Here is a 12,566-nt window from a genome sequence, read left to right as displayed (position 1 = left end):
CCGCAGCCCTTTAAGCAGTTGAAAAAAGAGGCCGCTCAATTCAATGAGCGGCCTCTTTTTTGCTGATACTTTTCACTAGTGAACAGACGCTATCGGAGTGGAACCGCAACAAATCCGTTGCAATCCGTTGCAATCCGTTAAATCTGTGGTCCGAGAAGGTGCGGGACAAACTCCGACAGGTTGGTGATGAGCCCGGCTTCACGCCGAAAGCCGATGGCGCAGGCCTCACCGGCCCAGAAAACGCCGGCCTGGTAGCGCCGGCCCTGTGTGTCAGTCGGCAGCTCGGCCCATTGCTGGTAGAGTTGGGGCTGGCCGGAAAAATCGCCGGGTATTTCGGCGCCGGTCTGGCCATCGGCCTGAATTTCGGCCACGTTCTGGCCCTCGCGGCCGAAGAACGGCTTGCGAACGTGGTGGCCGGGCAGCGGCTGGAGGCTGGCTTCGAGCAGCAGCGGGTGGTGTGGAAACACGCTCCACAGATGAGCCAGCAACGCTTTGCTCTGGAATAGCAACGCATAAGCCGGATTGGCGATGATGACGTCGCGGGAGAGTTGCAGCTGAACGAGGTCGGCGGTGAGGTCGGACTCTTCCTCAGCCAGGATTTCCCAGGGCACCAGCTTAAACAGGAAATCGAACCGCTGCCATTGGCCGGGCACGGTTTCGGCCCAGATGCCGCGGGCTTCGCCGGCCACCGTGACGCGCATATCGTCAATGGGGCAGGTGTAGGTATCGGCAAATCCAGCCACGCGGGCAGCTTCGGCCAGCACGGCGCAGTTGGCTTCGTCTTCGGCGCTGCCGGGCAGGTACACGAGCAGGAGCGTGGCCCGCAGCTCGTGGTTGAGGGCGCGCCAGTGCCGGAACTGGTCTTCGAGGCATTCGAACAGGCCATTGGCCTGGCGGTCGTCCTCGGCCTGGCCGGCGGCCACCAGGCTGGCCCACTGCACCACGGTGGTTTCGGGCAGGCTGGTGGCGGTGTCGGCGTTGAATTCCAGGAGCTTGGGGCCGCTGGGCGTCAGGGCCAGGTCGAAGCGGCCGTAGAGATGCCAGTGGCGCTCGTCGTTCCAGGAGTGGCGCACGGCTTCCCACAGCGTGGCCGGAATGGCCAGCAGCTGCAGAAACTCGTCGGGAATGGGGTCCGGAATGGCCTGCACCAGCATATCATACAGCGTGTCGCCGGCCTGGAGCAGCATTTCGGCGTCGCTTTCGGGCAGCTGCACGGCTTCGCGGGCCACGTAGTTCTGGCAGGCATCCTCAATGGCCCAGTCCCAACCCAAAGTGCGTACGGCCGGCGAAACGTCGCCGGTGAGGGGAAGAAGGTTAATGCTCATTTATCATTGAACAGTTATCAATTAGAAGGCGGTCCAATTAGCAACAGTAACACGGCAGCCGGATAACAGAACAGCAGTTAAACGTTGATTGATAACTGTTCAATGAAACTCAGCCGCCAAAGCCCCGGAAGCCGCCGCGGCTACCAAAGCGACTGCTGCGCCCCGCCGGCGCGCTGCTGCGGAAGCTGGGGCGGGGCGAAGAGCGCACCGTGGAGCGGCTTTCCTGAATGCCGGCGCTGGGGGAAGTGCGGCCGCCCCCAAAGCCCCGGCCGAAGAAGCCCCGGCCACTTTGGCGCTCGCGGGCCACGTTGGCGCGCCAGCCCTGGGTGTTTTGGAGCAGGCCGGGATTGGCGTAGTAGCCGGGGTTGGGCGTCATGTAGCGGCCAGCCATGTAGCCGATGCTGCTCCACATCAGCACGTTCATCATGCCGTTGCCCTGGGCGCGGTTTTCGGGGTTTTGGCGGCTGTAGTCCTGCATCTGGCGTTGCAGGGCCTGGCCTTGCAGCGTGTCGGTTTTGCCGTCGAGATGGTGAAGCACGGCGGCCACTTCTTCCTTGCCGGCGGGGCGCTCGGCGGTGATTTTCCACTCGCTGGGCTTTACTTCGGTCATTTCGGTGACGACGCCCTGGCTGTAAGTTCCGCCGCCCCAGCTGGCTTCGGCCCCCTGGTCGGCGGTGCTGTTGTCGTTGGAAGAGCAGGCGGGCAGCGCAAGGCCCAGGCTGCTGGCCGCCGCCGCCAGCAACACGTTGCGACGCCAGTCGCCGAGGGGATGGAAGTGCTTTTTCATGAGAATGGAAAAAAGGGCTTGCGTTGGGAAGCAGGGGCTAAAACCACTGCGCCGCCCGCTGCATCAGCTGCTCCAGCGCGGCCTGGTCATCGGAGTCGAAGTCGTTGAGATGGTCGCTGTCCACGTCCAGCACGGCCACTACCCGGCCATCTTTGAGGATGGGCACCACGATTTCGGATTTGGAATCGGAGCTGCAGGCGATGTGGCCGGGGAAGGCTTCCACATCGGGCACGAGGATGGTTTGGGCCTGGGCCCAGCTGGCTCCGCACACGCCCTTGCCGTGGCGAATGCGCGTGCAGGCAATGGGCCCCTGGAATGGCCCGAGCACCAATTCATCGCCTTTCACGAGATAAAACCCCACCCAGAAAAAGCCAAACGCCTGGTGCAAAGCCCCCGCCGTGTTGGCAAGGTTGGCGATGAGGTCGGGCTCGCCGGTGGTGAGGGCTTCAATTTGGGGCAGCAGCTGCTGGTATTGCTCGGCTTTGGTGAGCGTGGTGTCGAGGGCGAGGCTTTCGGCCATGAGGTAGCGGAATGTAGCGCGGACTTTGAGAGTCCGCGAGTGGAGTAGTTGGGTTTTGTGCGGTTGTCGTTCATGCGCGGACTCTCAAAGTCCGCGCTACTTGTCGTTCACGTACCAGAACAGCTCATCGGCCCCAACGTTCGTGCGCTCATACAATCCACTAAATCCTATACGTGGCGCGGCAATGCCTTGGCCCAGCTTCATGGGGGACCGGAATATCCGGATTTCATCCCACAAGCCGGCGTGGAGCAGGGCGTTCAGCACCGTGGGGCCGCCTTCGACGAAGACGGACTGCACCTGGCGCTGGTACAAGTCGGCGAGTACCTGCGGAATCAGGTCGTCGGCTTCGGACAGCATGATGTGGTCGAGGTTGGTGGTGTGGTAGGGCTGGCGGTAGGTGTAGATGAGGGTGGGCTGCGAGCCGTCGAGCAAGTGGTGGGTGGGCGGCAGGCTCAGGTTTTTGTCGATGACGAGGCGGGTGGGCTGAGGGCCGGGCCAGTCGCGCACGTTCAGGTGCGGGTTGTCGTGCAGGGCGGTGCGGGTGCCCACTAATATGGCCTGTTCCTCGGCCCGCCACTGGTGGGTGAGCAGGTTGGCCTGGGGCCCGCTGATTTTGATGGGCTGGAAGTAGCGCCCGGCCAGGAAGCCGTCGGCCGTTTCGGCCCATTTCAGTACCAGGTAGGGCCGTTTCTTCTCGTGAAAGGTGAAGAAGCGGCGGTTCAGCCAGCGGCCTTCTTCGGCCAGCAGGCCGGTTTCGACCTGCACGTCGGCGGCGCGCAGCTTTCCGATGCCGCGCCCGGCCACCAGATGAAAAGGGTCCGGATTGCAAATCACGACCTCGGGCACACCCTTGGCAATGAGCAAATCGGCGCAGGGCGGCGTTTTCCCGTGGTGGGCGCAGGGCTCCAGGGTCACGTAGACGCGGCTTTGTGACAGCAGTTCCTGGTCGGCCACTGCGGCCAGGGCGTTTACTTCAGCGTGAGGGCCGCCGTACTGTCGGTGCCAGCCCTCGCCGATGATGCGGTTTTGGTGAGTTACTACGCACCCCACCAAAGGGTTGGGGCGGGCATAGCCGGTGCCAAGGTGCGCCAAATCGAGGGCGCGGCGCATGAAAGTGGCGTCGTCGGTTTTCATTGGGGCGAAGGTAACAACGGCGCCATCGCTACGCCTTGGGCCTACCTTTGACCCAATGAATGTCCGCCGATTCACTACCTCATTAGCGTCCGCGCTGCAACCCATTTATCCTGAACGCGAAGCCCAGGCCATCGCTGCCCTGGTGGTAGAGCACCTGCTCGACATGGATTCGCTGCAACGCATGATGGACGCGCAGGAATTGGTGCCGCCGGAAAAAATAGCGGCTCTGGAGCCGTTGCAAGCCCGCCTGCTGGCCCACGAGCCGGTGCAGTACGTGCTGGGCACGGCCTTTTTCGAAGGCATGGCCCTGGAAGTGACCCCCGCCACCCTTATTCCCCGCCCCGAAACCGAAGAGCTGGTGCGCGTGATACGGCTGGAGCAGGGCAGCCAGCACGGCCTGCGCGTGCTCGACGTGGGCACGGGCTCGGGCTGCCTGGCTCTGGCGCTGGCCGAAGTCCTGCCCGCAGCCCAGGTGCTGGCCGTGGATATTTCGGAAGAAGCCCTGGCCGTGGCCTGCCGCAATGGGGCCCGCTACGCCCCCCAGGTCGTATTTCAGCAAGTCGATATTCTGCAGGCGATGCCGGCCGGGCTGGCCCCCGGCACGCTGGATGTGCTGGTGAGCAACCCGCCCTACGTGCGCGAAAGCGAGCGGCCCCTGATGCGCGACAACGTGCTGGCCTGGGAGCCCGCCACGGCCCTGTTCGTGCCCGACGAGGACCCGCTGCTGTTCTACCGCCGCCTGTGCGAAATCGGCCACGAGCTGCTCCGTCCCGGCGGCGGGCTTTACCTGGAAATCAACGAAGCGCTGGGGCCGGAAACGGCCGCACTGCTCGAAAAATACGGGTTTGTGGAGGTGCGCGTGCTGCCCGATATGTTCGGCAAGGCGCGCGTGGTGCGGGGCAATCAGCCAGCAGCACAAAAGGCTCAGGAAACGAATTCCTGAGCCTTTTAGGTAGTGGTTCAGTAGGAAGCGGTTTGTCGGCGCAGGCTCCGGTCGGACCGCCCCAGGCGGTCCGACCGGTTGTCGTTGTTTATTAGAACGTTCTTTCTTTAACCGGTCGGACCGGAGCCTGCGCGTACTCCTACCCGAGAACCGCGCTATGTTACTTTGAGCGTGGCTTATTCCACCAGCAGCTTGTCGCGATAAATGCCGCTTTAGGTGGTCACCACGTAGAAATACACGCCTGCTTTCAGGGTTGAATCCTGATATTCGATGCGGTGCATGCCGGCGGCCAGCATGGCGGCATTCACCGCATCGGCTACTTTGGCTCCCGTGAGGTTGAATAGTGCAATGCGTACGGGGCTGGCGAGAGGCTGGCCTTCCAGCCGTCGTGCAGGTAGTTCCACGAGTAGGTGATGAACTGGCAGTCGGCCTTGGCGTCGAGCAGGCCGTCGTCGTCGTCGGTGCTCACGCCCTGGTACACGTTGTACATCTCGCAGTGGTCTACCCAGATGTGGTTGGCCGGGCCCTCGATGCCGATGCAGTCCCCATTACCGGTGCTGGCCAGCACGTTGTGCACCTTCAGGTTTTGCAGGATGACGTTGTTGGCCCGGAAAATCTTGATGCCGATGCCGTTGAACTCACCCAGCCGGTCGAAGCCAATAATGGAAATGTCGCTCACGTCCTTCACGTCAATCTTGGTGAGAGTCGGCGAGTTGGCCAGCGTGATGGTGCCGTTGACGTAAATGGTGAGCGGCGGCGTGCCCTTGTTGCGAATAGCGGCTTGCAAGGCGGTGCCGGTGTTCACCGTGACGGTAGTGCCGCCCGCGCCGCCGGTGGTGCCGGTCGTCATCTGGGCGTAGCCGAACAGGCCATATGTAGCGCCCGGGGTTTGGCTGAAGGCGGAAATACCACTGGCTAAAGTCAGCAGTAAGGTGAGTAGTAAAACGTGTTTCATAGGGTGACTACGGGTGGGATTGATGGGGAGCGTATGGTTGAGCCGGTAATAGTAGAGCCATACGCCTGATAAACGGCTATAAAACAGTTTTATACTAGCGCAAACGATGCCGGGGACGATGCCGGAAGTTGCGGTTCGAGCAGCTTATAAAGCAGAAGGCCCGCTGCATGACGCAACGGGCCTTCTGCTTTTCAGGATTCTGAACCAGTACCTCCGCTTTTGGGAGCGCGGGCAGCGGTACGGCTATAGGTTCTGCGTCACGAAATTCGTCATCTGGCGGTAGAGGTGCAGGCGCGTGTTGCCGCCCGCGATGCCGTGGTTGCGGTTGGGGTAGTACAGCGTCTGGTAGTCTTTGTTGGCCTTGATGAGGGCATCGACAAAGGCGATGGAGTTCTGGAAGTGCACGTTGTCGTCGCCGGTGCCGTGCACGAGCAGGAACTTGCCGCGCAGGTTCTGGGCAAACTGCACGGGCGAGTTGTCGTCGTAGCCGCCGGGGTTTTCCTGGGGCGTTTTCAGGTAGCGCTCGGTGTACACGGTGTCGTAGTAGCGCCAGTTCGTGACCGGGGCCACGGCAATGCCCATCTTGAACAGGTCGGCGTTCTTGGTCATGGCCAGCGAAGTCATGTAGCCGCCGTAGCTCCAGCCCCAGATGCCGATGCGGGCTTTATCCACGTAGGGCAGCGTGGCGAGGTATTTGGCGCCTTCGCCCTGGTCGATGGTTTCGAACTTGCCCAGGTTGGCATACGTGGCTTTGCGGAAGGCCGAGCCGCGGCCCGAGGTGCCCCGGTTTTCCACCGAAACCACGATGTAGCCCTTTTCCGTCAGCATCTGGTGCCAGAGGTAGTTGGTGAACGCCGTGCCACCGCCGGCGTTGTCGAGCACGGTTTGGGTGCTGCTGGTGCCGAAGCTGGGGCCGCCGTACACGTGCATCAGCACGGGGTATTTTTTGGCGGGGTCGAAGTTGCTGGGCTTCATCATCCAGGCGTTCAACTCGATGCCTTCCGAGTTTTTGAAGGTGAAAAACTCCAGCTTGCCGAGGTCGTACTGCGTGAGGGTTTGCTTGAGTTTGGCGTTGTCTTCCAGGGTCTTCACCAGCTTGCCGGTGCTGCCCTCGCGCAGGCTCACCACCGGCGGGATGCCAGCCGAGGAATGCGTGTTGAGGAAATATTGCGTGTCGGGGCTCATGTTCACCACATCGGTGCCGTTTTCAGCGTCGCTGATGCGCTTTTTGCCCGAGCCGCTGAGGTTGATGCGGTACAAGTGGCGCTGCAAGGCCGAGCCTTCGGTGCTGGTGTAATACACGTTGCCGGTCTTGGGGTCGAAGCCGTTGATGGCCGAAATCTCCCAGTTGCCCTTGGTGAGCTGGCGCACCTGCTTGCCGCCGATGTCGTGCAGATACAGGTGCTGGTAGCCGTCTTTCTCGCTGGTGAACAGGAATTGCTTGCCGCCCGCCAGGTACTTCAAATCGTCGTTGATTTCGACGTAAGCCGGGTTCGTGTCGGTCAGCACTACCTGGGTTTTGCCGGTGGTGGCATCCGCGTGCAGGATTTCGAGCTTGTTCTGCAGGCGGTTCAGGCGCTGAATGCTGAGCAGGTTCGGGGCCGTGGTCCACTGCACGCGCGGAATGTATTGGTCGGCCACCGGGCCCACGTCCATTTTCACGGTGCGGGCGCTGGCCACGTCGTAGGTGCTCACGCTCACCACCGAGTTTTTCTCGCCGGCTTTGGGGTATTTGAAGCGGTATTCCTTGGGGTAAAGCCCGCCCCATTCCTGCATGTCGTACTCCGGCACCTGGCTTTCATCGAAGCTGTAATAAGCAAGCTGCTTGCTGTCGGGCGACCAGAAAAAGCCCTGCGCGAAGCCGAATTCCTCCTCGTACACCCAGTCGGTTGAGCCGTTGATGAGGTTGTTTTTGACGCCGTTGGTCGTCACGGCGGTTTCCTGCATCGTGGCCAGGTCGGTCACAAACACGTTGTTGTCGCGGGTGAAAGCCACGCGCTGGCCATCGGGCGAGAACGTGGCGTAGCCCTGCTTGCCGCCGGCGCTCAGCGGCGTCAGCTTCTTGGTGCCGCGGTCGAACACGTAGTAGCTGGCGCGGGCGCTGTGCCGGTAAATGGGCTCCGTGGCGGTGGTGAACAGGATTTTCTGCTCGTTGGCGTTGAACGAGTAGCCGTCCACATTGAGCGGAGCCGCCGCGCCGGGCGCCTGCAGTTCGGCGGCAGTTACCAGCGTTTGCACGGCTTTGCCGGTGGTTACTTCGTGCTGCACGAGGCTGCCGCTTTCTAGGGCCGAGTAGTAGCGGCCGTCGTTCATCCAGTTGAATCCCGGCACGGCGGCCGTGCGGAACGTGGGCTTGGCCCAGATGTCTTCCAGCGTCAGCGGCAGCTTTTGCTGGGCGAGGACGAGGGTGGGGGTGAAGCCCGGTACCAGGGCCGGGCCGTTGGTGGCCAGCAGCGCGGCCAGCGCGAAAAAGCGAAAACGCATCGACGGAAATGAAATAGACGAAATAAGGGGGGGAACGGAACGTTAAAGGTAATAGCCACCCGCAGCACCGGCGCCAGCTGTGGCTCCCGTTACCTTTGCATCATGCGTTTTCGCCTTCTTTTACTTTTCCTGCCCGCGCTGCTGGCGGCCTGCGCCAAAACGGACACGCCCGTTCGCCTCGACTTCATTGGCATTGCGGGCCTGACCTCCGGCAACCGAACCGTGAACCCGAGCGACACGCTCTCGACCCGCGCCTACGCCGTGGGCAACGACAACGACCTGACCAACCTGCGCATCACGGTGAAGTACGAGCCCACGCGCAACCCCATTCTCTACCCTGTGCCCATCAGCGGCTACGACCCCAAAAAGGCCATTAATGACAACGAGCTGGTGTTTCTGGATTCGGCGATAATCCGGGGCCAAAACCTGCTCGGTACCGGCAGCAGCGCGGCCTACCGGGGCGGCGAATTTCTGTTCAACAACAAGTTTACCGCCCGCACCACGTCCGGCACCGAGCTCTGGCAGTACACCGCCACCGACAATACCAGCCAGACGGCCAGCCGCGCCTACCGCCTCACGGTGCACAAACCGGACTCGGCGGCCGTGTTCCACAACTACACGGCGGTGCTGCGGCCCGTGGTGCGCCGGGCCTCGGCCGATTCGGCGCAGCGCCGCGACCAGGCCCGCGTGTACCTGAGTTTGCGCTCGGGCCTGCTGCTGCCCAAGTACGCCCTCATCAACAACGAACACACGTTGCAGGCCAACCAGCAGCTAATTGACCTGGTATGCACCACCACGAATAACACGGTTATCCTGAGCGCACCCGCCGATGCTCAGAACCTCCGGCTCAACCCGAATACCTGGCCCACCGCGTCCCGGCGCGCCACCCAGCTGCGCCGGACCACCCTCTCTGTTACCGATTTCACCAACGCCGCCACCACGGCGACCTTCGAAACCGCGTTCAGTACCGGTACGCCATTCGCAACGCCCTTAAGCACCGGCGTGCTGGCGAAGTCCCAGGTCATTGCCTTTCGGGTGAACGAGGACAATCAGGATTATACCGGGCTGATATTGGTGTCTGATTTAGTTCTCGGCACCTCGCCCATCCTCACCTGCTTGGTGAAGGTGCAGAAATAAGTAGCTTATCGCATCAAAAATAGGAAAGGCTGCTCTGGTTCAGAGCAGCCTTTCCTATGAAAGTGCAGCAGGACCGTGGGGCCGCTCGCTTAGAACGTGACGCCGGCCGTTACGCTCGTGGTGTAGCGGGTATTGTTCACTTTGATGACCGGCTGCAAGCCATTATTCAGCGAGTACGGCGTGTAGAGCTGGTCCATGGCGGTGTACACCCCGGCCACGTCGAGGAAGAAATTGCCCTGGCGCAGGCCCAGACCGGCGGTATAGAAATTCTGCACCCGCTCGTTGTTGGTGTCGGCCGTGTAGGGGTCACCGTAGCGGGCGTAGCCCAGTCGCACCCGGAACACATCGAAGCGGCCCTCGGCCCCAAAGCGCAGGTTAACGGTGTTCTTGTACCGGGTTTGGATGTCGTTGTTTTCAGCGGTGAACGAATAGTCGTCGCCGTTGGCATTCTGCGAATCGTTGTGCAGGCGGGCCTGCTGGTAGCCCACGTACTCAATGTCGCCCGTCACAAAGCCGTGCTTGCCCAGCGTGAGCGCCGCGCCGCCGTTGGCGCGAAATGGCGTGGTGAGCGTGTAAGCATAGTCATTCGTGGGGAACGACACGGTCGTGTTCTGGCCCACGGGCAAGTCGCTGGGCACATGGTCGGTGCCCTGGGCGCTGAAATTGGACGTCAGGCTTTCGCTGTAGGTGTCGGTGAGGCGCATGAAAGTGGGCGTCTGCACGGAAGCCCCCAACCGCAAATTGTCGAGCAAGCGGTAGATAACCCCGATCCGGGCGTTGAAGCCCGTGCCTTTGGTTTTCAGCTGCGTTTCGCTGGTCAGGCTGTTGAAGTGCGTGTTTACGTCGTTATCGGATTCAGTCAGCGTGCGTATCTGCGTGTAATTGGAGCTGACAATGCCGATGGCGCCGCCGATGTACAGCCGGTCGCGGTAGTTAGCCCCATAGCCAAAATCGAACTGCGATACCGACCCGGAATTAGTGATTCGTTCGCCCTGGTTCACCGTGCTGCCCTGTTGCCGCAGCACCACGGCCGAATCGGGCCGCGTGCCGCCGCGCGCGCTCACGATATTGGCCAGGTAAGCCCCGTAAGCCAGCCCGAGATTGGAGGTGTAGTAGTTGTCATTTACCTGCTTGTCCAGGTCATTGAAGGTAGCCTGGTCGCGGGCCGCATTCGCCGCCGGCTGGAAGCGGGACAGGTACGACTGATTGTTGTTCAGCGAGCCCTGGTACTGCGAGGCCGAATTAAAATCGGCCAGCCGGCTAAATCCCAGCGCGAAGGCCCCCCCGCGCCAGTTGGTGCTTTGGTCATCGTCGGGGCGGCGGGTGGCCAGCACCAGGCCCAGGCTCGCAATATGGAAGCTGTTTTTGGTTTCGTTTTGCGAGGCGGCTGAATTGCCGTCGATGCGGGAGTCGCTCTGCCCCAAGCCAATGCCCGGCGAAATATGCGCTTCCGACTTCTGGAACATGCCCAGGCCGGCCGGGTTGCTGGTTAGGTTGCCGAAGTCGGCGCCGAGGGCCACGTTGGCTCCCCCAATGCCCTGCGTGCGGGCCGGACCACCAAACTGCAGGCGCGAATACCGCAGTGCGTCGCTGGCGTCTTGGGCAAAGGCGTGGCTGGCCTGCCCCACTGCGAGGGCCAGGCTGAGCCAAATAATCCGTTTTTTCATGGGTTGGGAAGAAAAGGAGCCGGCCGTCGGGCCGGCTCACTTGGGGAAGTTTTTACAGAAAGAAAGCTTCGGAATTAGTGGCCGCGACCGTGGCCGCCACCCCCGCCTCCTCCGCCACCACCCCCGCCGCCACCGTAGGATGGGGCCGAATAGGAAGGCTGGCTATAAGAGCGCTGGGGCTGGTCGTACGACCGCTGCTGGGGCTGCTCAAACGAGCGTTGCGGCTGGGACTGGGGCTGGGGCTGGCTGTAGGACCGTTGCGGCTGGTCCACCGAGCGTTGGCGCTGCTGCGACTGGTCAGCAGCCTGGCCAGTGGGAGCGCTGGGCTGCGAAAACACATTTTGAAAGAAGCCGCCCCGACGGCGCTGTTCCTGCTGCCCTTGTGGTGCAGCCGAGGGCTGCATCTGCCCGGTTTGGGGAGCGGCGTCGGTGTTGCGCCAGTGGCCCCGGTTGTCGTCGCGCGTTATCTGGCCCTGGCCGGGGTTCACGTTTTGCGGCTGGCCGTTATTCGACAACTGGTCCATGTTGCGGTAGCGCGGCTGATTGGTGCGGTCGATGCTCTGGGGCTGGTTAAAGCCCCCGTCGGTGCGGGCCGGCGTGGCATCGGGCGAAGCAGTCACGGCATCAGTCCGCGTCCGGCCGCCGCGGTTTAGCATTTCGGGGTTCGAAATGGGCTGCGAACCAGTGCCGGGGGCGTTGGGCGCAACCACCATGTCGCTGGTCCGCCCACGGCCACCGATTGGGGCGCTTGTGGTGGTGCCGGGCGTGGTCGCCCCACCGCCATTCGACAGGTAGCGGCCATCAGAAGCACGGTCGGTGCGGTGGCCGGAAGTGCGGCCGTTGCCGCCGCCATCGCCAGAATAACCGTTGCCGTTGCCGTAGTTGCTGCCGTAATAGTTATTGCCATAGTACCCGCCCCGGCCGTAATACCCGCCGTAAAAGGAGCTGCCATAATAGAAGGGGTCGTAGCCGCCGTAGCCATAAGGCGAACCGTAGCCGTACCCAAACGGCGAGTAGCCATAGCCACCGTAGCCGCCGAAGCCACCATAACCGAACGAGCGCCCAAAGCCGAAGCTAATGCTCAGGCCCGACCCGTAGCCGTACCCAAATGGGCTATAAAAGGGGCTGTAGAACGGGTCGTAAAATCCCCCGTAGGAGTACGGCGAGAAGCCATACGCCCCACCGCCGTACCCACCCATGCCATAGCTCAGGCTGGTGTAGGGGCTGTAGGGCGCGTAGTACGAAAGTGGCGGGCTGTAGCTGGGCGCCCCGCGCATGTAGGTGTACGTGTTGTCGTAATACTGGTCCGAGCCGGTGCCCTGGCGGGCCGTCGAGCCACTCGTGCCGCCGTTGTAATCGGGGTTGGCGGCCTCGTCGGTAGTGGCCGGCGCAGCGGGCGCGCTCACAATGGCCGTGGTGTGGTCTTTAGAAGAGTAATAGACCCCGTCGTCTTCCGAAGAAGTGAGGGCCGACGTACCCGCGCAGCCGCCCAGCGCGAACAGGGCCAAGGCGGGCAAACAGGCGGTGAGCAGGTTTTTCATGACAGAGAAAAGTAAGGATGGATGGGCATACTGTAAAGTAACAACTTAAACGATGGAAGCGGAATGAAGAGAC

At 62.1% G+C, this 12,566-nt stretch carries 10 protein-coding genes; 2 read left to right on the top strand and 8 right to left on the bottom strand.

Going from position 1 to position 12,566, the window contains the following annotated elements; translation table 11 throughout:
- Positions 1-137: 137 nt before the first annotated feature.
- From J4G38_RS07030 to ribD, 4 genes are all read right to left on the bottom strand, one after another.
- Positions 138-1,325, bottom strand: coding sequence for a glutathionylspermidine synthase family protein (locus tag J4G38_RS07030; RefSeq protein ID WP_210513881.1), 1,188 nt, complete (start codon positions 1,323-1,325; stop codon positions 138-140).
- Positions 1,326-1,434: 109 nt separating this feature from the next.
- Positions 1,435-2,112 carry a hypothetical protein gene (locus tag J4G38_RS07025; protein WP_210513882.1) on the bottom strand — a complete coding sequence of 226 codons (678 nt, stop codon included), beginning with the start codon at positions 2,110-2,112 and terminating at the stop codon, positions 1,435-1,437.
- A gap of 37 nt (positions 2,113-2,149) precedes the next feature.
- Positions 2,150-2,632, bottom strand: a complete 483-nt coding sequence (locus tag J4G38_RS07020; protein ID WP_210513883.1) for a GAF domain-containing protein — start codon at positions 2,630-2,632, stop codon at positions 2,150-2,152.
- 96 nt (positions 2,633-2,728) lie between these two features.
- Complete coding sequence (gene ribD / locus J4G38_RS07015) at positions 2,729-3,766, bottom strand: bifunctional diaminohydroxyphosphoribosylaminopyrimidine deaminase/5-amino-6-(5-phosphoribosylamino)uracil reductase RibD (RefSeq protein ID WP_210513884.1); 1,038 nt, start codon at positions 3,764-3,766, stop codon at positions 2,729-2,731.
- 55 nt (positions 3,767-3,821) lie between these two features.
- Here ribD and prmC point away from each other — a divergent pair, with 55 nt between their 5' ends.
- The gene (gene prmC, locus J4G38_RS07010) at positions 3,822-4,709 is read left to right on the top strand and encodes a peptide chain release factor N(5)-glutamine methyltransferase (protein WP_210513885.1); all 888 of its coding nucleotides are present in this window, start codon (positions 3,822-3,824) and stop codon (positions 4,707-4,709) included.
- 316 nt (positions 4,710-5,025) lie between these two features.
- Here prmC and J4G38_RS07005 read toward each other — a convergent pair whose 3' ends face one another.
- Together J4G38_RS07005 and J4G38_RS07000 are read right to left on the bottom strand one after the other, a co-directional pair.
- Positions 5,026-5,664 carry a pectate lyase family protein gene (locus tag J4G38_RS07005; protein ID WP_210513886.1) on the bottom strand — a complete coding sequence of 213 codons (639 nt, stop codon included), beginning with the start codon at positions 5,662-5,664 and terminating at the stop codon, positions 5,026-5,028.
- Positions 5,665-5,907: 243 nt separating this feature from the next.
- Complete coding sequence (locus J4G38_RS07000; protein ID WP_210513887.1) at positions 5,908-8,148, bottom strand: S9 family peptidase; 2,241 nt, start codon at positions 8,146-8,148, stop codon at positions 5,908-5,910.
- 102 nt (positions 8,149-8,250) lie between these two features.
- On the opposite strand from J4G38_RS07000, the gene J4G38_RS06995 reads away from it, so the two are divergent.
- Entirely contained in the window at positions 8,251-9,285 is a 1,035-nt protein-coding gene (locus tag J4G38_RS06995) for a hypothetical protein (protein WP_210513888.1), read from the top strand.
- 89 nt (positions 9,286-9,374) lie between these two features.
- Here the strand turns inward: J4G38_RS06995 and J4G38_RS06990 are convergent, their stop codons facing one another.
- Complete coding sequence (locus tag J4G38_RS06990) at positions 9,375-10,952, bottom strand: OmpP1/FadL family transporter (protein WP_210513889.1); 1,578 nt, start codon at positions 10,950-10,952, stop codon at positions 9,375-9,377.
- A gap of 74 nt (positions 10,953-11,026) precedes the next feature.
- Positions 11,027-12,493 (bottom strand): hypothetical protein, encoded by a 1,467-nt coding sequence (locus tag J4G38_RS06985; protein ID WP_210513890.1) that lies wholly within the window; start codon positions 12,491-12,493, stop codon positions 11,027-11,029.
- Positions 12,494-12,566 lie beyond the last annotated feature (73 nt).

Source organism: Hymenobacter terricola, assembly GCF_017921975.2.
In the GTDB taxonomy this organism is placed as follows: domain Bacteria; phylum Bacteroidota; class Bacteroidia; order Cytophagales; family Hymenobacteraceae; genus Hymenobacter; species Hymenobacter terricola.
Note: the sequence above shows the minus strand (reverse complement) of the source record. Positions and strands in the feature narration are given on the sequence as shown.

Excerpts from the sequence above, each read along its gene's own strand:
- J4G38_RS07030 (WP_210513881.1), bottom strand. The coding sequence starts at position 1,325 with ATGAGCATTAACCTTCTTCCCCTCACCGGCGACGTTTCGCCGGCCGTA.
- J4G38_RS07025 (WP_210513882.1), bottom strand. The coding sequence starts at position 2,112 with ATGAAAAAGCACTTCCATCCCCTCGGCGACTGGCGTCGCAACGTGTTG.
- J4G38_RS07020 (WP_210513883.1), bottom strand. The coding sequence starts at position 2,632 with ATGGCCGAAAGCCTCGCCCTCGACACCACGCTCACCAAAGCCGAGCAA.
- ribD (WP_210513884.1), bottom strand. The coding sequence starts at position 3,766 with ATGAAAACCGACGACGCCACTTTCATGCGCCGCGCCCTCGATTTGGCG.
- prmC (WP_210513885.1), top strand. The coding sequence starts at position 3,822 with ATGAATGTCCGCCGATTCACTACCTCATTAGCGTCCGCGCTGCAACCC.
- J4G38_RS07005 (WP_210513886.1), bottom strand. The coding sequence starts at position 5,664 with ATGAAACACGTTTTACTACTCACCTTACTGCTGACTTTAGCCAGTGGT.
- J4G38_RS07000 (WP_210513887.1), bottom strand. The coding sequence starts at position 8,148 with ATGCGTTTTCGCTTTTTCGCGCTGGCCGCGCTGCTGGCCACCAACGGC.
- J4G38_RS06995 (WP_210513888.1), top strand. The coding sequence starts at position 8,251 with ATGCGTTTTCGCCTTCTTTTACTTTTCCTGCCCGCGCTGCTGGCGGCC.
- J4G38_RS06990 (WP_210513889.1), bottom strand. The coding sequence starts at position 10,952 with ATGAAAAAACGGATTATTTGGCTCAGCCTGGCCCTCGCAGTGGGGCAG.
- J4G38_RS06985 (WP_210513890.1), bottom strand. The coding sequence starts at position 12,493 with ATGAAAAACCTGCTCACCGCCTGTTTGCCCGCCTTGGCCCTGTTCGCG.